The 14,585-nt window shown below is 67.4% G+C and carries 11 protein-coding genes; 5 read left to right on the plus strand and 6 right to left on the minus strand.

Features of this window, described 5'->3' with window-relative positions; all coding sequences use genetic code 11:
* Nucleotides 1–13: 13 nt before the first annotated feature.
* On the minus strand, nucleotides 14–1,015 hold the full coding sequence (locus AC1ROX_RS11395; RefSeq protein WP_493125504.1) for an RluA family pseudouridine synthase: 1,002 nt from the start codon (nucleotides 1,013–1,015) through the stop codon (nucleotides 14–16).
* Nucleotides 1,016–1,050: 35 nt separating this feature from the next.
* On the opposite strand from AC1ROX_RS11395, the gene AC1ROX_RS11400 reads away from it, so the two are divergent.
* Complete coding sequence (locus tag AC1ROX_RS11400) at nucleotides 1,051–1,941, plus strand: dienelactone hydrolase family protein (protein ID WP_493125506.1); 891 nt, start codon at nucleotides 1,051–1,053, stop codon at nucleotides 1,939–1,941.
* Nucleotides 1,942–2,060: 119 nt separating this feature from the next.
* Nucleotides 2,061–3,464 carry a L,D-transpeptidase family protein gene (locus AC1ROX_RS11405; protein ID WP_493125508.1) on the plus strand — a complete coding sequence of 468 codons (1,404 nt, stop codon included), beginning with the start codon at nucleotides 2,061–2,063 and terminating at the stop codon, nucleotides 3,462–3,464.
* A 90-nt stretch (nucleotides 3,465–3,554) separates the two neighbouring features.
* On the opposite strand, the gene AC1ROX_RS11410 is transcribed toward AC1ROX_RS11405, so the two are convergent.
* A complete protein-coding gene (locus AC1ROX_RS11410) occupies nucleotides 3,555–4,844 on the minus strand; it encodes a replication-associated recombination protein A (protein ID WP_493125510.1) in 1,290 nt (429 codons plus the stop codon).
* Between the two features lie 23 nt (nucleotides 4,845–4,867).
* Complete coding sequence (locus AC1ROX_RS11415) at nucleotides 4,868–6,241, minus strand: Do family serine endopeptidase (protein ID WP_493125512.1); 1,374 nt, start codon at nucleotides 6,239–6,241, stop codon at nucleotides 4,868–4,870.
* 137 nt (nucleotides 6,242–6,378) lie between these two features.
* Between AC1ROX_RS11415 and AC1ROX_RS11420 the strand changes: the two genes are divergently transcribed.
* Nucleotides 6,379–7,380, plus strand: coding sequence for a Bug family tripartite tricarboxylate transporter substrate binding protein (locus tag AC1ROX_RS11420; RefSeq protein WP_493125514.1), 1,002 nt, complete (start codon nucleotides 6,379–6,381; stop codon nucleotides 7,378–7,380).
* Nucleotides 7,381–7,400: 20 nt separating this feature from the next.
* On the opposite strand, the gene AC1ROX_RS11425 is transcribed toward AC1ROX_RS11420, so the two are convergent.
* Both AC1ROX_RS11425 and AC1ROX_RS11430 read right to left on the minus strand, forming a co-directional pair.
* On the minus strand, nucleotides 7,401–9,704 hold the full coding sequence (locus AC1ROX_RS11425) for an adenosylcobalamin-dependent ribonucleoside-diphosphate reductase (protein ID WP_493125516.1): 2,304 nt from the start codon (nucleotides 9,702–9,704) through the stop codon (nucleotides 7,401–7,403).
* Between the two features lie 79 nt (nucleotides 9,705–9,783).
* Nucleotides 9,784–10,518, minus strand: coding sequence for a lysophospholipid acyltransferase family protein (locus AC1ROX_RS11430; RefSeq protein WP_493125518.1), 735 nt, complete (start codon nucleotides 10,516–10,518; stop codon nucleotides 9,784–9,786).
* Nucleotides 10,519–10,617: 99 nt separating this feature from the next.
* Here AC1ROX_RS11430 and AC1ROX_RS11435 point away from each other — a divergent pair, with 99 nt between their 5' ends.
* Nucleotides 10,618–11,298, plus strand: a complete 681-nt coding sequence (locus AC1ROX_RS11435; RefSeq protein ID WP_493125520.1) for a zinc-ribbon domain-containing protein — start codon at nucleotides 10,618–10,620, stop codon at nucleotides 11,296–11,298.
* 22 nt (nucleotides 11,299–11,320) lie between these two features.
* Complete coding sequence (hpt, locus tag AC1ROX_RS11440; RefSeq protein WP_493125522.1) at nucleotides 11,321–11,878, plus strand: hypoxanthine phosphoribosyltransferase; 558 nt, start codon at nucleotides 11,321–11,323, stop codon at nucleotides 11,876–11,878.
* An 85-nt stretch (nucleotides 11,879–11,963) separates the two neighbouring features.
* On the opposite strand, the gene AC1ROX_RS11445 is transcribed toward hpt, so the two are convergent.
* On the minus strand, nucleotides 11,964–14,579 hold the full coding sequence (locus AC1ROX_RS11445; protein WP_493125524.1) for a TIGR02302 family protein: 2,616 nt from the start codon (nucleotides 14,577–14,579) through the stop codon (nucleotides 11,964–11,966).
* Nucleotides 14,580–14,585 lie beyond the last annotated feature (6 nt).

Below are 14,585 nucleotides of genomic sequence, written 5' to 3' on the forward strand. Positions count from 1 at the left end.
GACCGATTCTCGCTCAAACACCGTCCGTAGAGAAGCCAAATGCCTCGACGGTACGGCGGAAGTGAGGTGGCGGTTCGGCCTCGGCCTTCAGCTCGCCCTTGCCCGACGGGTGCGGCAGCAACAGGCGGCGGGCATGGAGGTGCAGCTTGCGCGAGTCGGCAATGGTCGACAACGACGCTTCCTCGCCGCCGTATTTGCGGTCGCCCAGGATCGGACAGCCGATGGCGGCGCAATGGACGCGAAGCTGATGGGTCCGGCCGGTGCGCGGCCACAGCGCCAGCAACGCCGCCCGCCGGCTGGCGCTATCGAGGACGCGGAAATGGGTGAGCGCCTTCTGGCCGTTCTCCTCGTCGACCTGCATCAGTTCGCGATCGAAGGCGCCCGGTCGCTTGGCCAGCGGCAGGTTGATCGCGCCCTCCTTCTTGGGCGGCACGCCGACCACGATGGCCCAGTAGAGTTTCTCGGTCTCGCGATCGCGGAACGACGCGGTCAGGTGCTTGGCCGCCTGGCCCGTGCGCGCGATCAGCAGCAGGCCGCTGGTGTCCTTGTCGAGCCGGTGGACCAGCTTGGGCCGCTGCTCGAAGCCGAAGCGCAGCCCGTCCAGCATGCCGTCGACATGCTTTTCCGTCCCGCTGCCGCCCTGGACGGCGAGGCCCGGCGGCTTGTTGAGCACGATCACGTGATCGTCGCGATGGATGACCATCTTCTGGATTTCGGCGGCATCGCGATCCGAGATGGTCGGACCCGGAATGGCAGGCCGCGGCTTGGGCGCCGGCGAATTCAGGACGCCCGGGGGCAGCCGGATCGATTGGCCCGGCTCGACGCGATCCTTGCCCTCGGCCCGCTTGCCGTCGATCCGGACCTGGCCGGTCCGCAGCAGCTTCTGCAGCGCGCCGTGGCTCAGCTCGGGAAAATGGCGCTGGAACCAGCGGTCGAGGCGCATGTCTGCCTCGTCATCGGTGACGGCGCGGACCTGGACCTGACGGGTACCACCAGTGGCGGGGCTCTGGCTCATGGCGCACAACCTACGGGACAAGCTACACAGGGTCCATGGAATCGGTGTCATTCGACACGCTGACGTTCGACCATCCGACGGCCTCCCGTCCGGCGCGAATTTCCGCGACCCTGCATATTCCCGCCGACCGGCCGGGACCGCTGCCGTGCATGGTGATCCTGACCAGCAGCGCCGGCGTCCAGCGCCACCGCGAGCACTATTACGCCGACCTCCTGAATGGCGCAGGCACGGCGGCGCTGATCGTCGACAGCTTCAAGGGGCGCGGCGTACGGCGCACGGTGGCCGACCAGAGCCTGGTCTCGGCGGCGCAGATGGAGGGCGACGCCTTTGCCGCCCTCGCCCTTCTTCGTGACGATCCGCGCCTCGATCCGGCGCGCATCGGCATCATGGGCGTCTCCAAGGGCGGCGTGGCGACGCTCAACGCCGCCATCGCCGTGCGGCAGCGCTGGCGGCACGGTTTTCCCCACCTGTTCGACATCCACGTCGCCCTCTGCCCCGGCGCGACGGCGCAGCATCGCGATCCGACCACGCATGGGCGGCCGATGTTCTTCATGCTCGCCGCCAAGGACGATTACACGCCGGCGGAACTGGCGATCGAGTATGCCGAGCGCATGCGTGCCGCCGGCAACGGCCGGATCCGGGTGAAGGTCTATGGCAGCGCCCATCACGGCTGGGAATCGCTCGGCCCCGTCTTCGACATCAAGGACGCCGAGAACTGGTCGTGCTGCCGCAACCTGATCGAGGATGACGGCAGCCATTTCGTGCCCGCGCTCGGGCAAGCCCTGAAGGAGCCCGACTTCCAGGCCTGGGCACGCAGCCATTGCGTCACCCGCGGCGCCCGGGCGGGCGGCGGAACGGCGGAACTGAAACAGCGTGCCAGTGCCGATCTTTTGAACTTCCTGGCGGCCCACGGTTTCGCCGGCTGATGGACGAATCGGCCGATTCCGGCTATGTTCCCGCTGTGAATCGTTTCAATTTTTTCGCCGCTTTCCTGGCGTTCGCGCTCTCGTTTTCGGGAGCATCGTCCTCTTACGCTTCAGGCGTGGTGTGGACCGGATCGGCTCCCGCGACGGCGCGCGCCGAGGCCCTGCTGAAGGCGCTCCGCAGCGCCGGCGATCACGGATTGGATCCCAACTGGTACAACCCTGCCGACGTCGAGAAGGCGATGGCGCCGGGCGCCGATCCGACCGCGGCCGAAGCGCTGCTGTCGGCCGCTTTCGCAGCCTATGCCAGCGACGTCTCGACCGGCCGCGTGCGCGCCAACCGGGTCGACAAGGACATCGACATCATCCAGCGCAAGGCCGACAAGGACGCGTTGCTGCAGGCGGCCGCCTCGGCGCCCGACTTCGCCGCCTATCTCGCCTCGCTGCCGCCCAAGGGCGACTACCCGGCGCTGCAGAAGGCGCTGGCCGCGTGGCGCGAGAAGCGAGGCAAGGTCACCTACACGGCGATGCCCGACGGCACCGCGTTGAAGCCCGGCATGGTCGACCCTCGCGTGCCCATCCTGCGCAAGCGCTTGGCCGAGCTCGATTTCACGGTCCCGCCGGCCGGTGCCGTCGTCGAGCTCTACGACGAGCCGCTGGTCGGCCTCGTGAAGTCGTACCAGGAGATGAAGGGCCTGACCGTCGACGGCGTCATCGGCGCCAAGACCGTCCGCTCGCTCAACACCACGCTCGACGAGCGCATCGAGCAGATCGTCGCCAACCTGGAGCGCCGCCGCTGGCTGCCGGAGGATCTCGGCAGCCGCTTCGTCTACGTGAACACCGGCGACTATTCGATGATGTTCGTGAACGAGGGCAAAGTCGCTTTCCAGAGCCAGGTCATCGTCGGCACGCCGAAGGACCCGACGCCCGAGATCCAGTCGACCATGCGCGGCTTCCAGACCAACCCGTACTGGACGGTGCCGCCGTCGATCGCCGGCGAGGAGTACCTGCCGATCCTGCGCCGCGATCCCAACGCCCTGGCGGGCAGCGGCTTCAAGATCTTCGCGAGCTGGAACAACGACGACGAGCTCGATCCCAACACGATCGACTGGAACTCGATCCATCCCAAGGCCTTCCCCTACCGCATCCGGCAGGATTCGGGCGCGGCGAACGCGCTGGGCTACATCTTCTTCCCGTTCGCCAACAAGTACGGCATCTACATGCACGACACGGCGAGCCGCTGGCTGTTCACCGAGGGCAGCCGCAACTTCAGCCATGGCTGCATCCGCCTGCAGAACCCGCTCGACTTCGTCGAGAAGGTCTTCAACGGCAAGAACGGCTTCAACAAGGACCGGGTCCAGCAGGTGATCAAGGACGGCCAGCAGGCCCACTACACCTTCCCCGAGCCGATCACGCTCTACGTGACCTACCGCACCGTCAGCGCCAATGCCGACGGGGTCCCGACGTTCCGCGACGACGTCTATGGCCGCGACAGGCGTGTCGTGCGGGCGATGGCGAAACCCTGAGTCGTCTCATTGGAGCGCGCAACTCCAGTTGCGCTCAAGCTTCGTTAACAACCAAGACAAGAGCGCAACTGGAGTTGCGCGCTCCAATGATCAACGTTTCTTTTCCCTGAGCTTCTTCCAGTAGTCGAGGCGCTTCAGGATCTCGCGCTCGAAGCCGCGTTCGACCGGCTGGTAGAACTCCTCGCGCGCCATGCCGTCGGGGAAGTAGTTCTGGCCGGAGAAGCCGTCGGCGGCATTGTGGTCGTACTCGTAGCCCTTGCCGTAGCCGATCTCCTTCATGAGCTTGGTCGGCGCATTCAGGATATGCATCGGCGGCGTGAGCGAGCCGTGCGTCTTGGCGGCGCGCTTGGCCGCGCCGAAGGCGACGTAGCCGGCATTCGATTTCGGCGCGGTGCCGAGATAGATCACCGCCTGCGCGATCGCCAGTTCGCCCTCGGGTGAGCCCAGCCGATCGTAGGTCTCCCACGCCGCCAAGGTCTGCGTCAGCGCCTGCGGGTCGGCCATGCCGATATCCTCGACGGCGAAGCGCACCAGGCGGCGGGCGATGTATTTCGGGTCCTCGCCGCCGTCGAGCATGCGCGCGAACCAGTAGAGCGCGGCATCGACATCCGAGCCGCGCAGCGACTTGTGCAGCGCGCTGATCAGGTTGTAGTGCGCCTCCTGCGCCTTGTCGTAGAGCGGCGCACGCTTCTGCAGGAGCGTCGCCAGCCGCGACGGCGGTACCGGCCCCTTGTCCTTCAGTTGCGCGAGCTGCTCGGCGAGGCCGATCAGGTAGCGGCCGTCGCCATCCGCCATGGCGAACAGCGCCTGCCGGCCCGTCTCGTCGATCGGCAGCGGACGGCCGATCGCCTCCTCGACCCTCGCCAGCAGCGCGGATAGCGCATTGTCGTCGAGGCGGCGCAGGACCAGCACCTGGCAGCGCGACAGCAGCGCGGCGTTCAGCTCGAAGGACGGGTTCTCGGTGGTGGCGCCGATCAGCGTCACCGTGCCGTCCTCGACATAGGGCAGGAAGCCGTCCTGCTGGGCGCGGTTGAAGCGATGGATCTCGTCGACGAACAGAAGCGTGCCCTTGCCGTCCTTGCGGCGCTGGCGGGCCGCCTCGAAGATGCGGCGCAGGTCGGCGACGCCGGAGAAGACCGCCGACAGCGGCTCGAAATGCAGGCCCACGGCCTCGGCGAGCAGGCGGGCGATGGTGGTCTTGCCGCAGCCCGGCGGCCCCCACAGGATCAGCGAGCCGAGCTTGCGGGCCTCCAGCATGCGGCCGAGCGGTCCCTCGGGACCGAGCAGGTGATCCTGGCCCAGGATCTCGCCCAGCACCTTCGGGCGCAGGCGTTCGGCCAGCGGAGTCGGGGCGAGCGAGGCGAAGAGTTCAGCCGGCACGACGACCCGACATGTTCATGGACTCAACGGAACTGGACGGGAAAGACCACCCCGTCGCGGCCGACGTTGATACTGGTGATGCCGCTGGCGACGCGCTTCTTGAGATCGGCGACGTTCTTCACCTCCTGGCCGTTGACCGCCAGGATCATGTCGCCGGGACGCACGAAGCGGCCGGCATAGGCGCCGTTCTTCACCTCGACGATGATGATGCCGGGGCGCCATTCGGCCAAGCCCATCTCCTCGGCGACGGCCGGCGACATGTTGACGACCGAGGCGCCCGACAAGGGCTGGCGTCCCTCGAGCAAGGACAGGTCGCGCGGCGGATCCTCGGGCGGCGCCGCTAGCTTCAGCTGCACGATCACTTCCTTGCCGCCGCGCATGACCTTCACCGGGACGGTCGTACCGACGTTGAGCGTCGACAACCTGAACCGCAGCGCCGCCTCGTCGTCGATGACCTGTTCGCGAATGCCCACGATCACGTCGTTGCGCTTGAGGCCGGCATCCGCGCCCGGCCCGCTGGTATAGACTTCCTTGACGACGAGACCTGCCGGCCGCGACAGGCCGAAGCCCGAGGCGAGGTCGGGCGTCACCCTCTGCATGCTGACGCCCAGCCACGGCCGCACGATGCGGCCGCCCGTCGTGCCGGTCGAGATCATGCGCTCGACGATGTTCGACGGCGTGGCGAAGCCGATGCCCACCGAGCCGCCGCTCTGCGAATAGATCGCCGTGTTGATGCCGATCAGCCTGCCGTCGAGCGAGACCAGCGCGCCGCCGGAATTGCCGGGATTGATGGCCGCGTCGGTCTGGAGGAAGAAGTTCGAATCGTTGATGCCGCCGGCGCTGCGCGCCACGGCCGAGACGATGCCGCTGGTCACCGTCTGGTTCAGGCCGAACGGATTGCCGATCGCCAGCACGACGTCGCCGACCTCGATCGAATCGGAATCGCGCAGCTCGAGGAAGGGGAACTTCTCCTCGACGCCCTCGATGCGCAGCAGGGCGAGGTCATAGCGTTCGTCCTGTGTGATGAGCTTCGCCTCGTATTCGCGGCGGTCGGCCAGCACGACGCGGATCTCGTCGGCGCCCTTCACGACATGGGCGTTGGTGACGATCAGCCCGTCGGGGCGCACCAGCACGCCGGAACCCAGCGAGTTCTGCACCCGGTCGCCGCCCTGCTGGGGCATGCCGGGAAAAGGAAACGGCAGGCGGCGCTGCACGCGGGCGGTGGTGGTCGTATAGATATTGACCACCGCCGGTGAGACCTTCTTCACCAGCGGGGCGAAGGAATAGGCCAGCTCGCTGCGCGAGTTGGGAAGCCCCTGCGCCTGCGCGGCCGGGGCCAAGGACGTCGCCGCACCGCATCCCACGAGAATCGCCGCCAGAACAAGCCGCCGCATCATACAGACATCTCCTTGGTCGGCCCGGATTTGCGGACTCTCTCAGGGCAAATCAAGGGCTGATTGGGGCTGGCATATCGATTGCAAGGCCTAGGCCACAACGCGCCAGCCATTGGTGCGAGAGGAAACCGGAGCGCTTCATGAAACTGACCCGCCGTACCGTCCTGGCTGCCTCGGCCGCCACCCTGGGCTCTTCGCTCGCCGCGCCCGCCGTCAAGGCGAGCCCCGGCTGGCCGACCAAGCAGCCGATCAAGCTGATCGCCACCTTCCCTCCCGGCGGCACCGCCGACACGATCTCGCGCATCCTGGCGCCCAAGCTCTCGGTTGCCCTGGGCACGCAAGTGGTGGTCGAGAACCGGCCCGGCGCCGGCGGCACGATCGGCTCGGACCTCGCCGCCAAGGCCGCACCCGACGGCTACACGCTCGTCATTTCGCACGCCTCGCCGCTCGGCATCGCGCCGGGTATCTACCCGAAGTTGCCGTACAATGTGGTGACCGATTTCACCCACGTGACCCTGATCGGCCACACGCCCAACGTCCTGATCGTGCCGGGCGATTCGCCCTACAAGACGCTGGCCGACTACATCGCGGCCGCCAAGGCCAAGCCCGACGAGATCGCCTTCGGCAGCTCGGGCATCGGCTCCAACACCCACCTGATGGGCGAGCTGCTGGGCACCCTGGCCGGCATCAAGCTGAAGCACGTGCCCTACCGCGGCTCGGCGCCGTCGCTGCAGGACATGCTGGCCGGTGCCATCCCCTCGATGTTCGACCCGATCACGACCAACGTGCCGCACATCAACTCCGGCAAGGTCCGCCTGCTGGCAGTCAGCTCGGACAAGCGCCTCGACATGTACCCGAACGCCCCGACCTTCGCCGAGCAGGGCTTCCCCAAGCTCACGACCTCGACCTGGGTCGGCGTCTCGGGCCCCAAGGGCATGTCGCCCGACGTCGTGGCGCGGCTCTACGACGAGCTGCAGAAGGCCTACAAGGCGCCGGAAGTCGTCGAGCGCTTCAAGGAAGTGGTGCTGCTGCCCGGCGACAAGCCGATGACGCCGGCCGAATACACGGCCTTCGTCGGCGACTTCGCGACCCTGTGGGCGGGCGTCAGCAAGTCGGCCGGCATCGAACTCGAGCTGGGCTGAGCGACCGCCGGAGGACCTTGTCACCCGCAGCGGGAGTAGCCGCAGTTCAGGCAGACGTCGCAGCCTTCCTGGTGGGTGAGCGCCGCCGCGCCGCAATTGGGGCATTGCCCCATCGACTTGACTGAAACGCTGCCGGCCGCCGGCTCCTTGGTAGCGTTTTGGCTGTTGACGGCGAGGCGCATGCGCTCCTCGATCGCATCGATCAGGCTGGGCGATTCGGTCGGCGCCAGGAAGCCGATCTCGACCAGGTGGCGCTCGATCACGCCGCCGATCGCGGCCAGCAGGGAGGGCACGTAGCGGCCCTCCATCCACTGCCCGCCGCGCGGATCGAACACCGCCTTCAGCTCCTCGACGATGAACGAGACATCGCCGCCGCGGCGGAACACCGCCGAGATCATGCGCGTCAGCGCCACCGTCCAGGCGTAGTGCTCCATGTTCTTGGAGTTGATGAAAATCTCGAACGGCCGCCGCCGCCCGTCCTGCATCAGGTCGTTGATGGTGATGTAGATGGCGTGGTCGCTGCCCGGCCATTTGATCTTGTAGGTCCGGCCCGGCAGGTCCTGCGGCCGGTCGAGCGGCTGGGCGATGTAGACGACGCCGCTCTCGTCCGCCGGCGCCAGCGCACGCGGCTGCGCCTCCGCCGCCGCGGGTTCGGCCGGCTTCACTTCCAGCACCGCGCCCGTCACGTCATTGGGTCGGTAGGTCGTGCAGCCCTTGCAGTTCTGCGCATAGGCCTCCTCGTATACGCCCTTGAAGGCCTCGAAGGAGATGTCGCGCGGCAGGTTGATGGTCTTGGAGATCGAGCTGTCGACATGGTCCTGCGCCGCCGCCTGCATCGCCAGATGATCGGCAGGCGTCAGCGTCTGGGCATCGACGAAGACGTCGGACGGCGGCGCCTCGTTGCCCCGGAGCTCGCGCCAGGCGCGGAAAGCGTAATCGTCGACACTCTCCTCGCGCTTGGTGCCGTCCGGCTGCAGCACATGGCGCACATAGCTGAAGGCAAACACCGGCTCGATGCCGGACGAGACATTATCGGCCAGCAGCGAGATGGTGCCGGTGGGCGCGATCGAGTTCAGCAGCGCGTTGCGGATGCCGTAGCGGCCGATCGCCGTCCGCGCCTCCTCGGGCAGCGCCTTGATCGTCTCACCTGCGAGATACTTCCCGCGATCGTAGAGCGGGAAGCTGCCCTTCTCCGCGGCAATGTCGGCCGACGCGACGTAGGACAGGCGCTGCACCGCGCCCAACCACTCACGCGTCAGCCGCACCGCCTCGGGTGAGCCGTAGCGCACGCCGCAGAAGATCAGCGCATCGGCGAGACCGGTCACGCCGAGCCCGATGCGCCGCTTGGCCTTGGCCTCCTGCTCCTGCTGCGGCAGCGGGAAGCGCGAGACGTCGATCACATTGTCGAGCATGCGCACGGCCAGCGGCACCAGCCGCTCCAGCGCCTCCATATCGAGCGTCGCCTCCGGCGTGAACGGCGCCTTCACCAATGCGGCGAGATTGATCGATCCCAGCAGGCAGGCACCGTAAGGAGGGAGTGGCTGCTCGCCGCAGGGATTCGTAGCCTGGATGCTCTCGCAATAACGCAGGTTGTTCCGGCGGTTCACCCTGTCGATGAAGATGACGCCGGGCTCGGCCACTTCGTAGGTCGCGCGCATGATGCGCTCCCATAAGGCTCTGGCCTTCACCGCCTTGAAGATCTTGCCGCCGAATACCAGCGGCCAGTCGGCATCCTCCTCGACCGCCTTCATAAAGGCGTCGGTGACCAGCACCGAGACGTTGAACATGCGCAGCCGCTTGGGGTCGCGCTTGGCGTCGACGAAGGCCTCGATGTCGGGATGGTCGCAGCGCAGGGTCGCCATCATGGCGCCGCGGCGCGAGCCCGCGCTCATGATGGTGCGGCACATCGCGTCCCACACATCCATGAACGAGAGCGGCCCCGATGCATCGGCGCCGACGCCGATCACGGGCGCGCCCTGCGGACGCAGGCTCGAGAAATCGTGCCCGATGCCGCCGCCCTGCTGCATGGTGAGGGCAGCCTCGCGCAGGTTCTCGAAGATGCCCGACATGTCGTCGGGGATCGTGCCCATGACGAAGCAGTTGAAGAGCGTGACGCTGCGGCCGGTACCAGCGCCCGCGATCACGCGTCCAGCCGGCAGGAACTTGAAGCCCGACAGCGCCTCGTGGAAACGGCCGGCCCAAAGCTCGGGATCGCGCTCCGGTACCGCCAGGGCTCGTGCGACCCGCCACCAGGTCGCGTCGAGGTCGGCGTCAGGCGTCGCTGCCGGGCTGCCGCCCGGTGCGCTCTTGAAGCGGTATTTCATGTCCCAGATCCGCTGGGAGACGGGCGCCCATTCCATCCTGAAAACGTAGGCTCTAGGCCTGTCGATATCAACAGAAGTTCTATCTTTGTTCGCTCTCACGGGCTGCAGCAACGAGCCGATCGGTGGCCCCTTCGATCCGCTCGCGCAGGGTCGTCATGAAGGCATCCCGGCTCATGCCCGGCGGGATCGCGGGCAGGATCTCGACATCGATCACGCCCGGCCGCTTGATGAACTTGCGACGGCCCCAGAATAGGCCGGAATTGAGCGCGACCGGGACGACCGGCACGCCGAGCTGCCGGTAGAGCGCCGCCGTTCCCACCTGATAGGGCTTCTCGTCGCCGACGGCGACTCGCGTACCCTCGGGGAAGATCAGGATCGACCGGCCCTCCGCCAAAGCCGCCTTCGCCTGTTTCACCAGCCCGCGCAGCGCCTTGGAGCCGTCACCGCGTTCGACGGCGATGTTGCCGACTTTTGCCATCGCCCAGCCGACGATCGGGATCAGCACCAGCTCGCGCTTCATCACGGTGGCCGCACCGGGGAACAGCCGCGAGAAGGCCAGCGTCTCCCAGGAGGACTGGTGCTTGCAGGCGAAGATCACCGGCCCCGTCGGCATGTTCTCGAGGCCGCCGACGCGATGCGTCAGCCGGCAGGTGACGCGCAGCCACCACAGGCAGAAGTCGATCCAGAACAGCGACCACGCAACGACGAAGCGCCGCGGCATCAGCAGGATCGGTGCACCGACGATGGCGATGATCGTCGTGCCGAGATACCAGCCGACATTGAAGAAGAACGAGCGTAGGCCGAGGCCAATCATTTCAAATGTATGCGCGAACGCCGTGTTGCTTGTAAGCCAAGTTTTAGTGGCCTAGTGTCGCCGCGCAAAGCACATCTGGTGGGGCATCCCCCGCTCATCATGCAAATTACCTGTTCGAACTGTAGCGCTCGTTACGCCGTCGATCCCGCGGCCATCGGACCGACCGGCCGCACCGTCCAGTGCGTCCGCTGCAGCCATCGCTGGTTCCAGGAGCCCGACGCGCCGCCGCCGGTCACCAACTCGCCGTCGGATGCACCGTCCGAGCCTCCCGCTCCGGTGCCCGACGTCGTCATCCGTCCGCTCACGCCGGGCAGCGGCCTGCCGGCCGTCATCGCGCCGCCCAAGAAAAGCTGGGGCACCTGGATCGCCTATGCGATCGTCTTCATCGTGCTGTTCGGCGCGGCGGGCTACGCCTATCGCGACGAGATCAAGTCGCGCCTGCCGGCCTCCTGGCGCACGGCGCTGCAGGTCGACGCCGCACCGAAGGCGTCCAACTCGTCCAAGGTGGCCCACGCGCAGGTCGGGATCGATATGGCTTCCACCAAGATCGACCTGATCGACGGGCGCTACATCGTGCTGGGCGAACTGATCAACACCGGCACGGCTCCCGGCTCGACCCGCCGGCTGAAGCTTGTCTTCCGGGCGGGGGAGCAGGTCCTGGCCGAGCGCGCGATGCCGCTGGTCGAGGGGCCGATAGCGCCCGGTGCGCGCCGGAGCTTCAGCCTGCCGCTTGACGAGCCGCCCTCCGGTGCGACCAACATCGTGCCGACCGTCGACTAGCGACCAACGCGCGAGTTTCACGATGCCCGACCGCACCACCTCCGACCGTCCGGTCGTCTCGATCCGTTTCTCCGCCGCCGAGATCGCAACGCGAGTCGAGGAGATGGCGACCGAACTCGCGGCCAAGCTCGAGTCCGACACGCTGGTCGTCTCCGTCCTGAAGGGCAGCTTCGTCTTCGCCGCCGACCTGATCCGCGCGCTGAGCCGCGCCGGCGCCGATTGGTCGATGGATTTCCTCACTTTGTCGAGCTACGGGACCGGTACCCAGACGAGCGGCAGCGTCCGCGTCGTACGCGACATCGTCGACGACGTGCGCGGTCGCGACGTGCTGCTGGTCGACGACATCCTGGAATCGGGGTTCACCTTGAGCTTCGCCAAGAAGCTGATCGAGGAGCGCGGCGCCCGTCGCGTGTCGATCTGCACCCTGCTCGACAAGCCCGGCAAACGGCGCACCGAGCTCAAGGCCGACTTCGTGGGCTTCGAGGCGGGTGACGAGTTCCTGGTCGGCTACGGCCTCGACTGGGCCCACCGCTTCCGCGGTTTGCCGTATATCGGCGTGGTCGAGAAGACGGCGGAGTAGCCTGCCACGGAGCGCGCAACTCCAGTTGCGCAATCATGATCATCAGCGCAACTGGAGTTGCGCGCTCCGTTGAGGCGGCTCGGCCTCAGTACGTCTTCAGAAGACGATCGATGTAGTCGAGCTCTTCCTTCGGACGCTGCTGGTCGCCGGCGCGGCGGCGCAGTTCGTCGAGGATCTCCCGGCTGCGCTGACGATCGAGTTCGAGCGGCACCTTGTCGGCGCCGGAGTCGATCGCGTCGCCGTAGTTGCCGTCGGACCGGCCCAGCGGATCGCGATCCTCGCTGCGGCGCTCGCGCTCCTCGATCTCGGCGATGTCCTGGTTGTTGCCGGGACCGCGCTGCTGGCGCATCTGCTCGGCCATGTCGCCCATGCCCTGCTGCAGATTGTCCAGCGCCCGGCGCTGGGCGCGGGAGGCTTCGCGCGGATCGCCGCGACGCAGCGCCTCCTCGGCCTCGCGCATCGACCGGTCGGCGCGACCCAGCGATTCCGGCATCTGCAGGCCGTTCTCGTCGAGCTTCTTCATGAACTCGCCCAGCCGGCCGCGCAGGCCTTCCTGCTGGCCGCGCTGCTGCTCGCCCCACTGGCCCTGACCCTGGCCTTGTCCCTGACCGGGCTGCTGGCCCTGGCCCTGTTGGCCTTGCTGACCGCGTTGACCCTGCTGGCCTTGTTGACCCTGTTGTCCTTGCTGGCCCTGTTGACCGCGCTGACCCTGTTGCCCCTGCTGGCGGCCTTCCCGCTCGGATTCACCCAGGAGCTGGTTCTGCCGGCGCGACAGCTGGTCGAGCTGGTTCATCATCTCGCGGCCCTGCTGGCTGCCCTGGCCCTGCTGGCCCTTCTGACCCTGCTGCTGGCGCTGTTGGCCGTTGGGGTTCGCCATCATCGGGGTGGCGTTCTCCATCATCTTGCGCAGCTCCTCGAGCATGCGCTTGGCCTCTTCGCGCTGGCCGTTCTTGGCCATCTCGCGAATCTTGTCGAGCATCTTCTGCAGGTCGTCGCCGGTGATGGTGTTGTTCGGATCCATCTTCTCCGCCTGCTCTTCCATGCGGCGGCGCTCGTCGGGATCCTTCATTTTCTCGGCCAGCTCGCGCTGCCAACGCGCCATGGCGTCGTAGAGCTGCTGGATCAGCTTCTCGATCTCCTCGTCGCCGGCCTGGCGCTGCATGGCGTCCTGCAGCTCCTGCCGCGCCTGCTCGACGGCGCGCTCGGCATCGGACGTGGCGCCGCTCTCGAGGCGCATCGCGAGATCCCAGAGGAGCTTCTGGGTGTCGGTGATCGTCTCCTTGTTGTCGTTCTGCGCCAGCCGCACCGAACCGATGCGCAGGCCGAGCTGGACGACCGGGTCCTCGCGGTAGCTCTTGGGATTCGCATGGACCAGGCGCATGCCGTCGGCGACGTCGATCCGATAGCCCTTGGGATCGCGCGTCAGCGCCTTGCGCAGCACCATCAGCGCCCGCGCCGTCGGATCGTTGAACACGCGCTCCGGCAGCAGGAAGGTCTCGACTGAGCTGCGGCCCTTCTGACCCAGCGCATCGGTGGCGAACAGCATCACCGTGACCTTCAGGCCGGCCCAGGGATGGCTGGTGAGGTCGCGCACGAACGTGTCGGCGATCTTCTTGGCGTTGCCCGCGACCGGCAGGTCGACGCGCAGCACCTCAGGCTCCTCGTCGCTGCTCAGCGCATCGTCGCCCAGCACGCTGCCGTGCAGGCGCATCTGGAGCTGGACGCCGGTCACGCCGAAATCGTCGCCGGCGAGGTATTCGATCTTGGTCGACCATTTGTCGACGCCGATCGGACGGGTGAAGTCGATGGTCGGGGCGAGGTCGGGGATGACGTGGAGTTTCCACCGCGCCTGCTCGTCGCCCCGCGCCTGCAGGGTGATCTGCTTGCCCTCCGTGATGACGTCTTCGACCTGGTACTTGCCCTTGCTGACGGTCGAGAACTCGGTCTTCTTGCCGTCGATCGACAGAACCGGCGGCTTGCGGCCGCGCGTGTCATCGACGAAACCCGCGATCTTGCTGCCGGCAGGAACGCGCAAGACCTTGTCGTGCTCGGCCATGTCCAGATAGACCGGCGGCTTGCCGGTATAGGCCGGCGGCGCGATCCACAGGTTGGCGACGACCGGCGGCGGCGGCGGGAAGGCCGGGGTCACGGCGGCGGCCATGCGGTCGCTGCGCCAGCCGCCCGCCACGGCGATGGCGACGACCAGAGCCAGCAGCGGCACGAAGCGCAGCGCCCACTTATCCAGGGTGGCGAGGCCCGGATGGGCCGGCCGATTGCTCAGGCTGGCAAGGCGCTCGGCCTCGCGACGGCGATGGGCTTCCCAGAGGGCCACGGCCATCGGGTCGGTGTTGCCGGCGGCAAGATTGTCCTGCACCGCGACCAGGGGGCGGTGCGGGATGTCGCTGTCGCGCTCGAGCCGGCGGATCGACGCTTCCCGCGTGGGCCAGGAAAAATCACGCAGCCGCCACCAGGCGAGGCCGGCGAAGGCCAGCGCGATGGCCGCCAGGATGCCGGTATGAACCCAGGGATCGAGGCCGGCGAACAGATCGAGATGGGCCGCGGCCACGAACAGCGCCACGAAGGAGAGCAACGGCACGAAGCGCGGCCACAGGCCTTCCCACGCCAAGGCCGCCCACGCCAAACCGATCTTGCGTCCCAGCCATGGGGCCTGGATCGTCGGGGTGGTCTGGCTGGCGTCCATCGACGT

Source organism: Reyranella sp. GW821-FHT14A01, assembly GCF_058803965.1.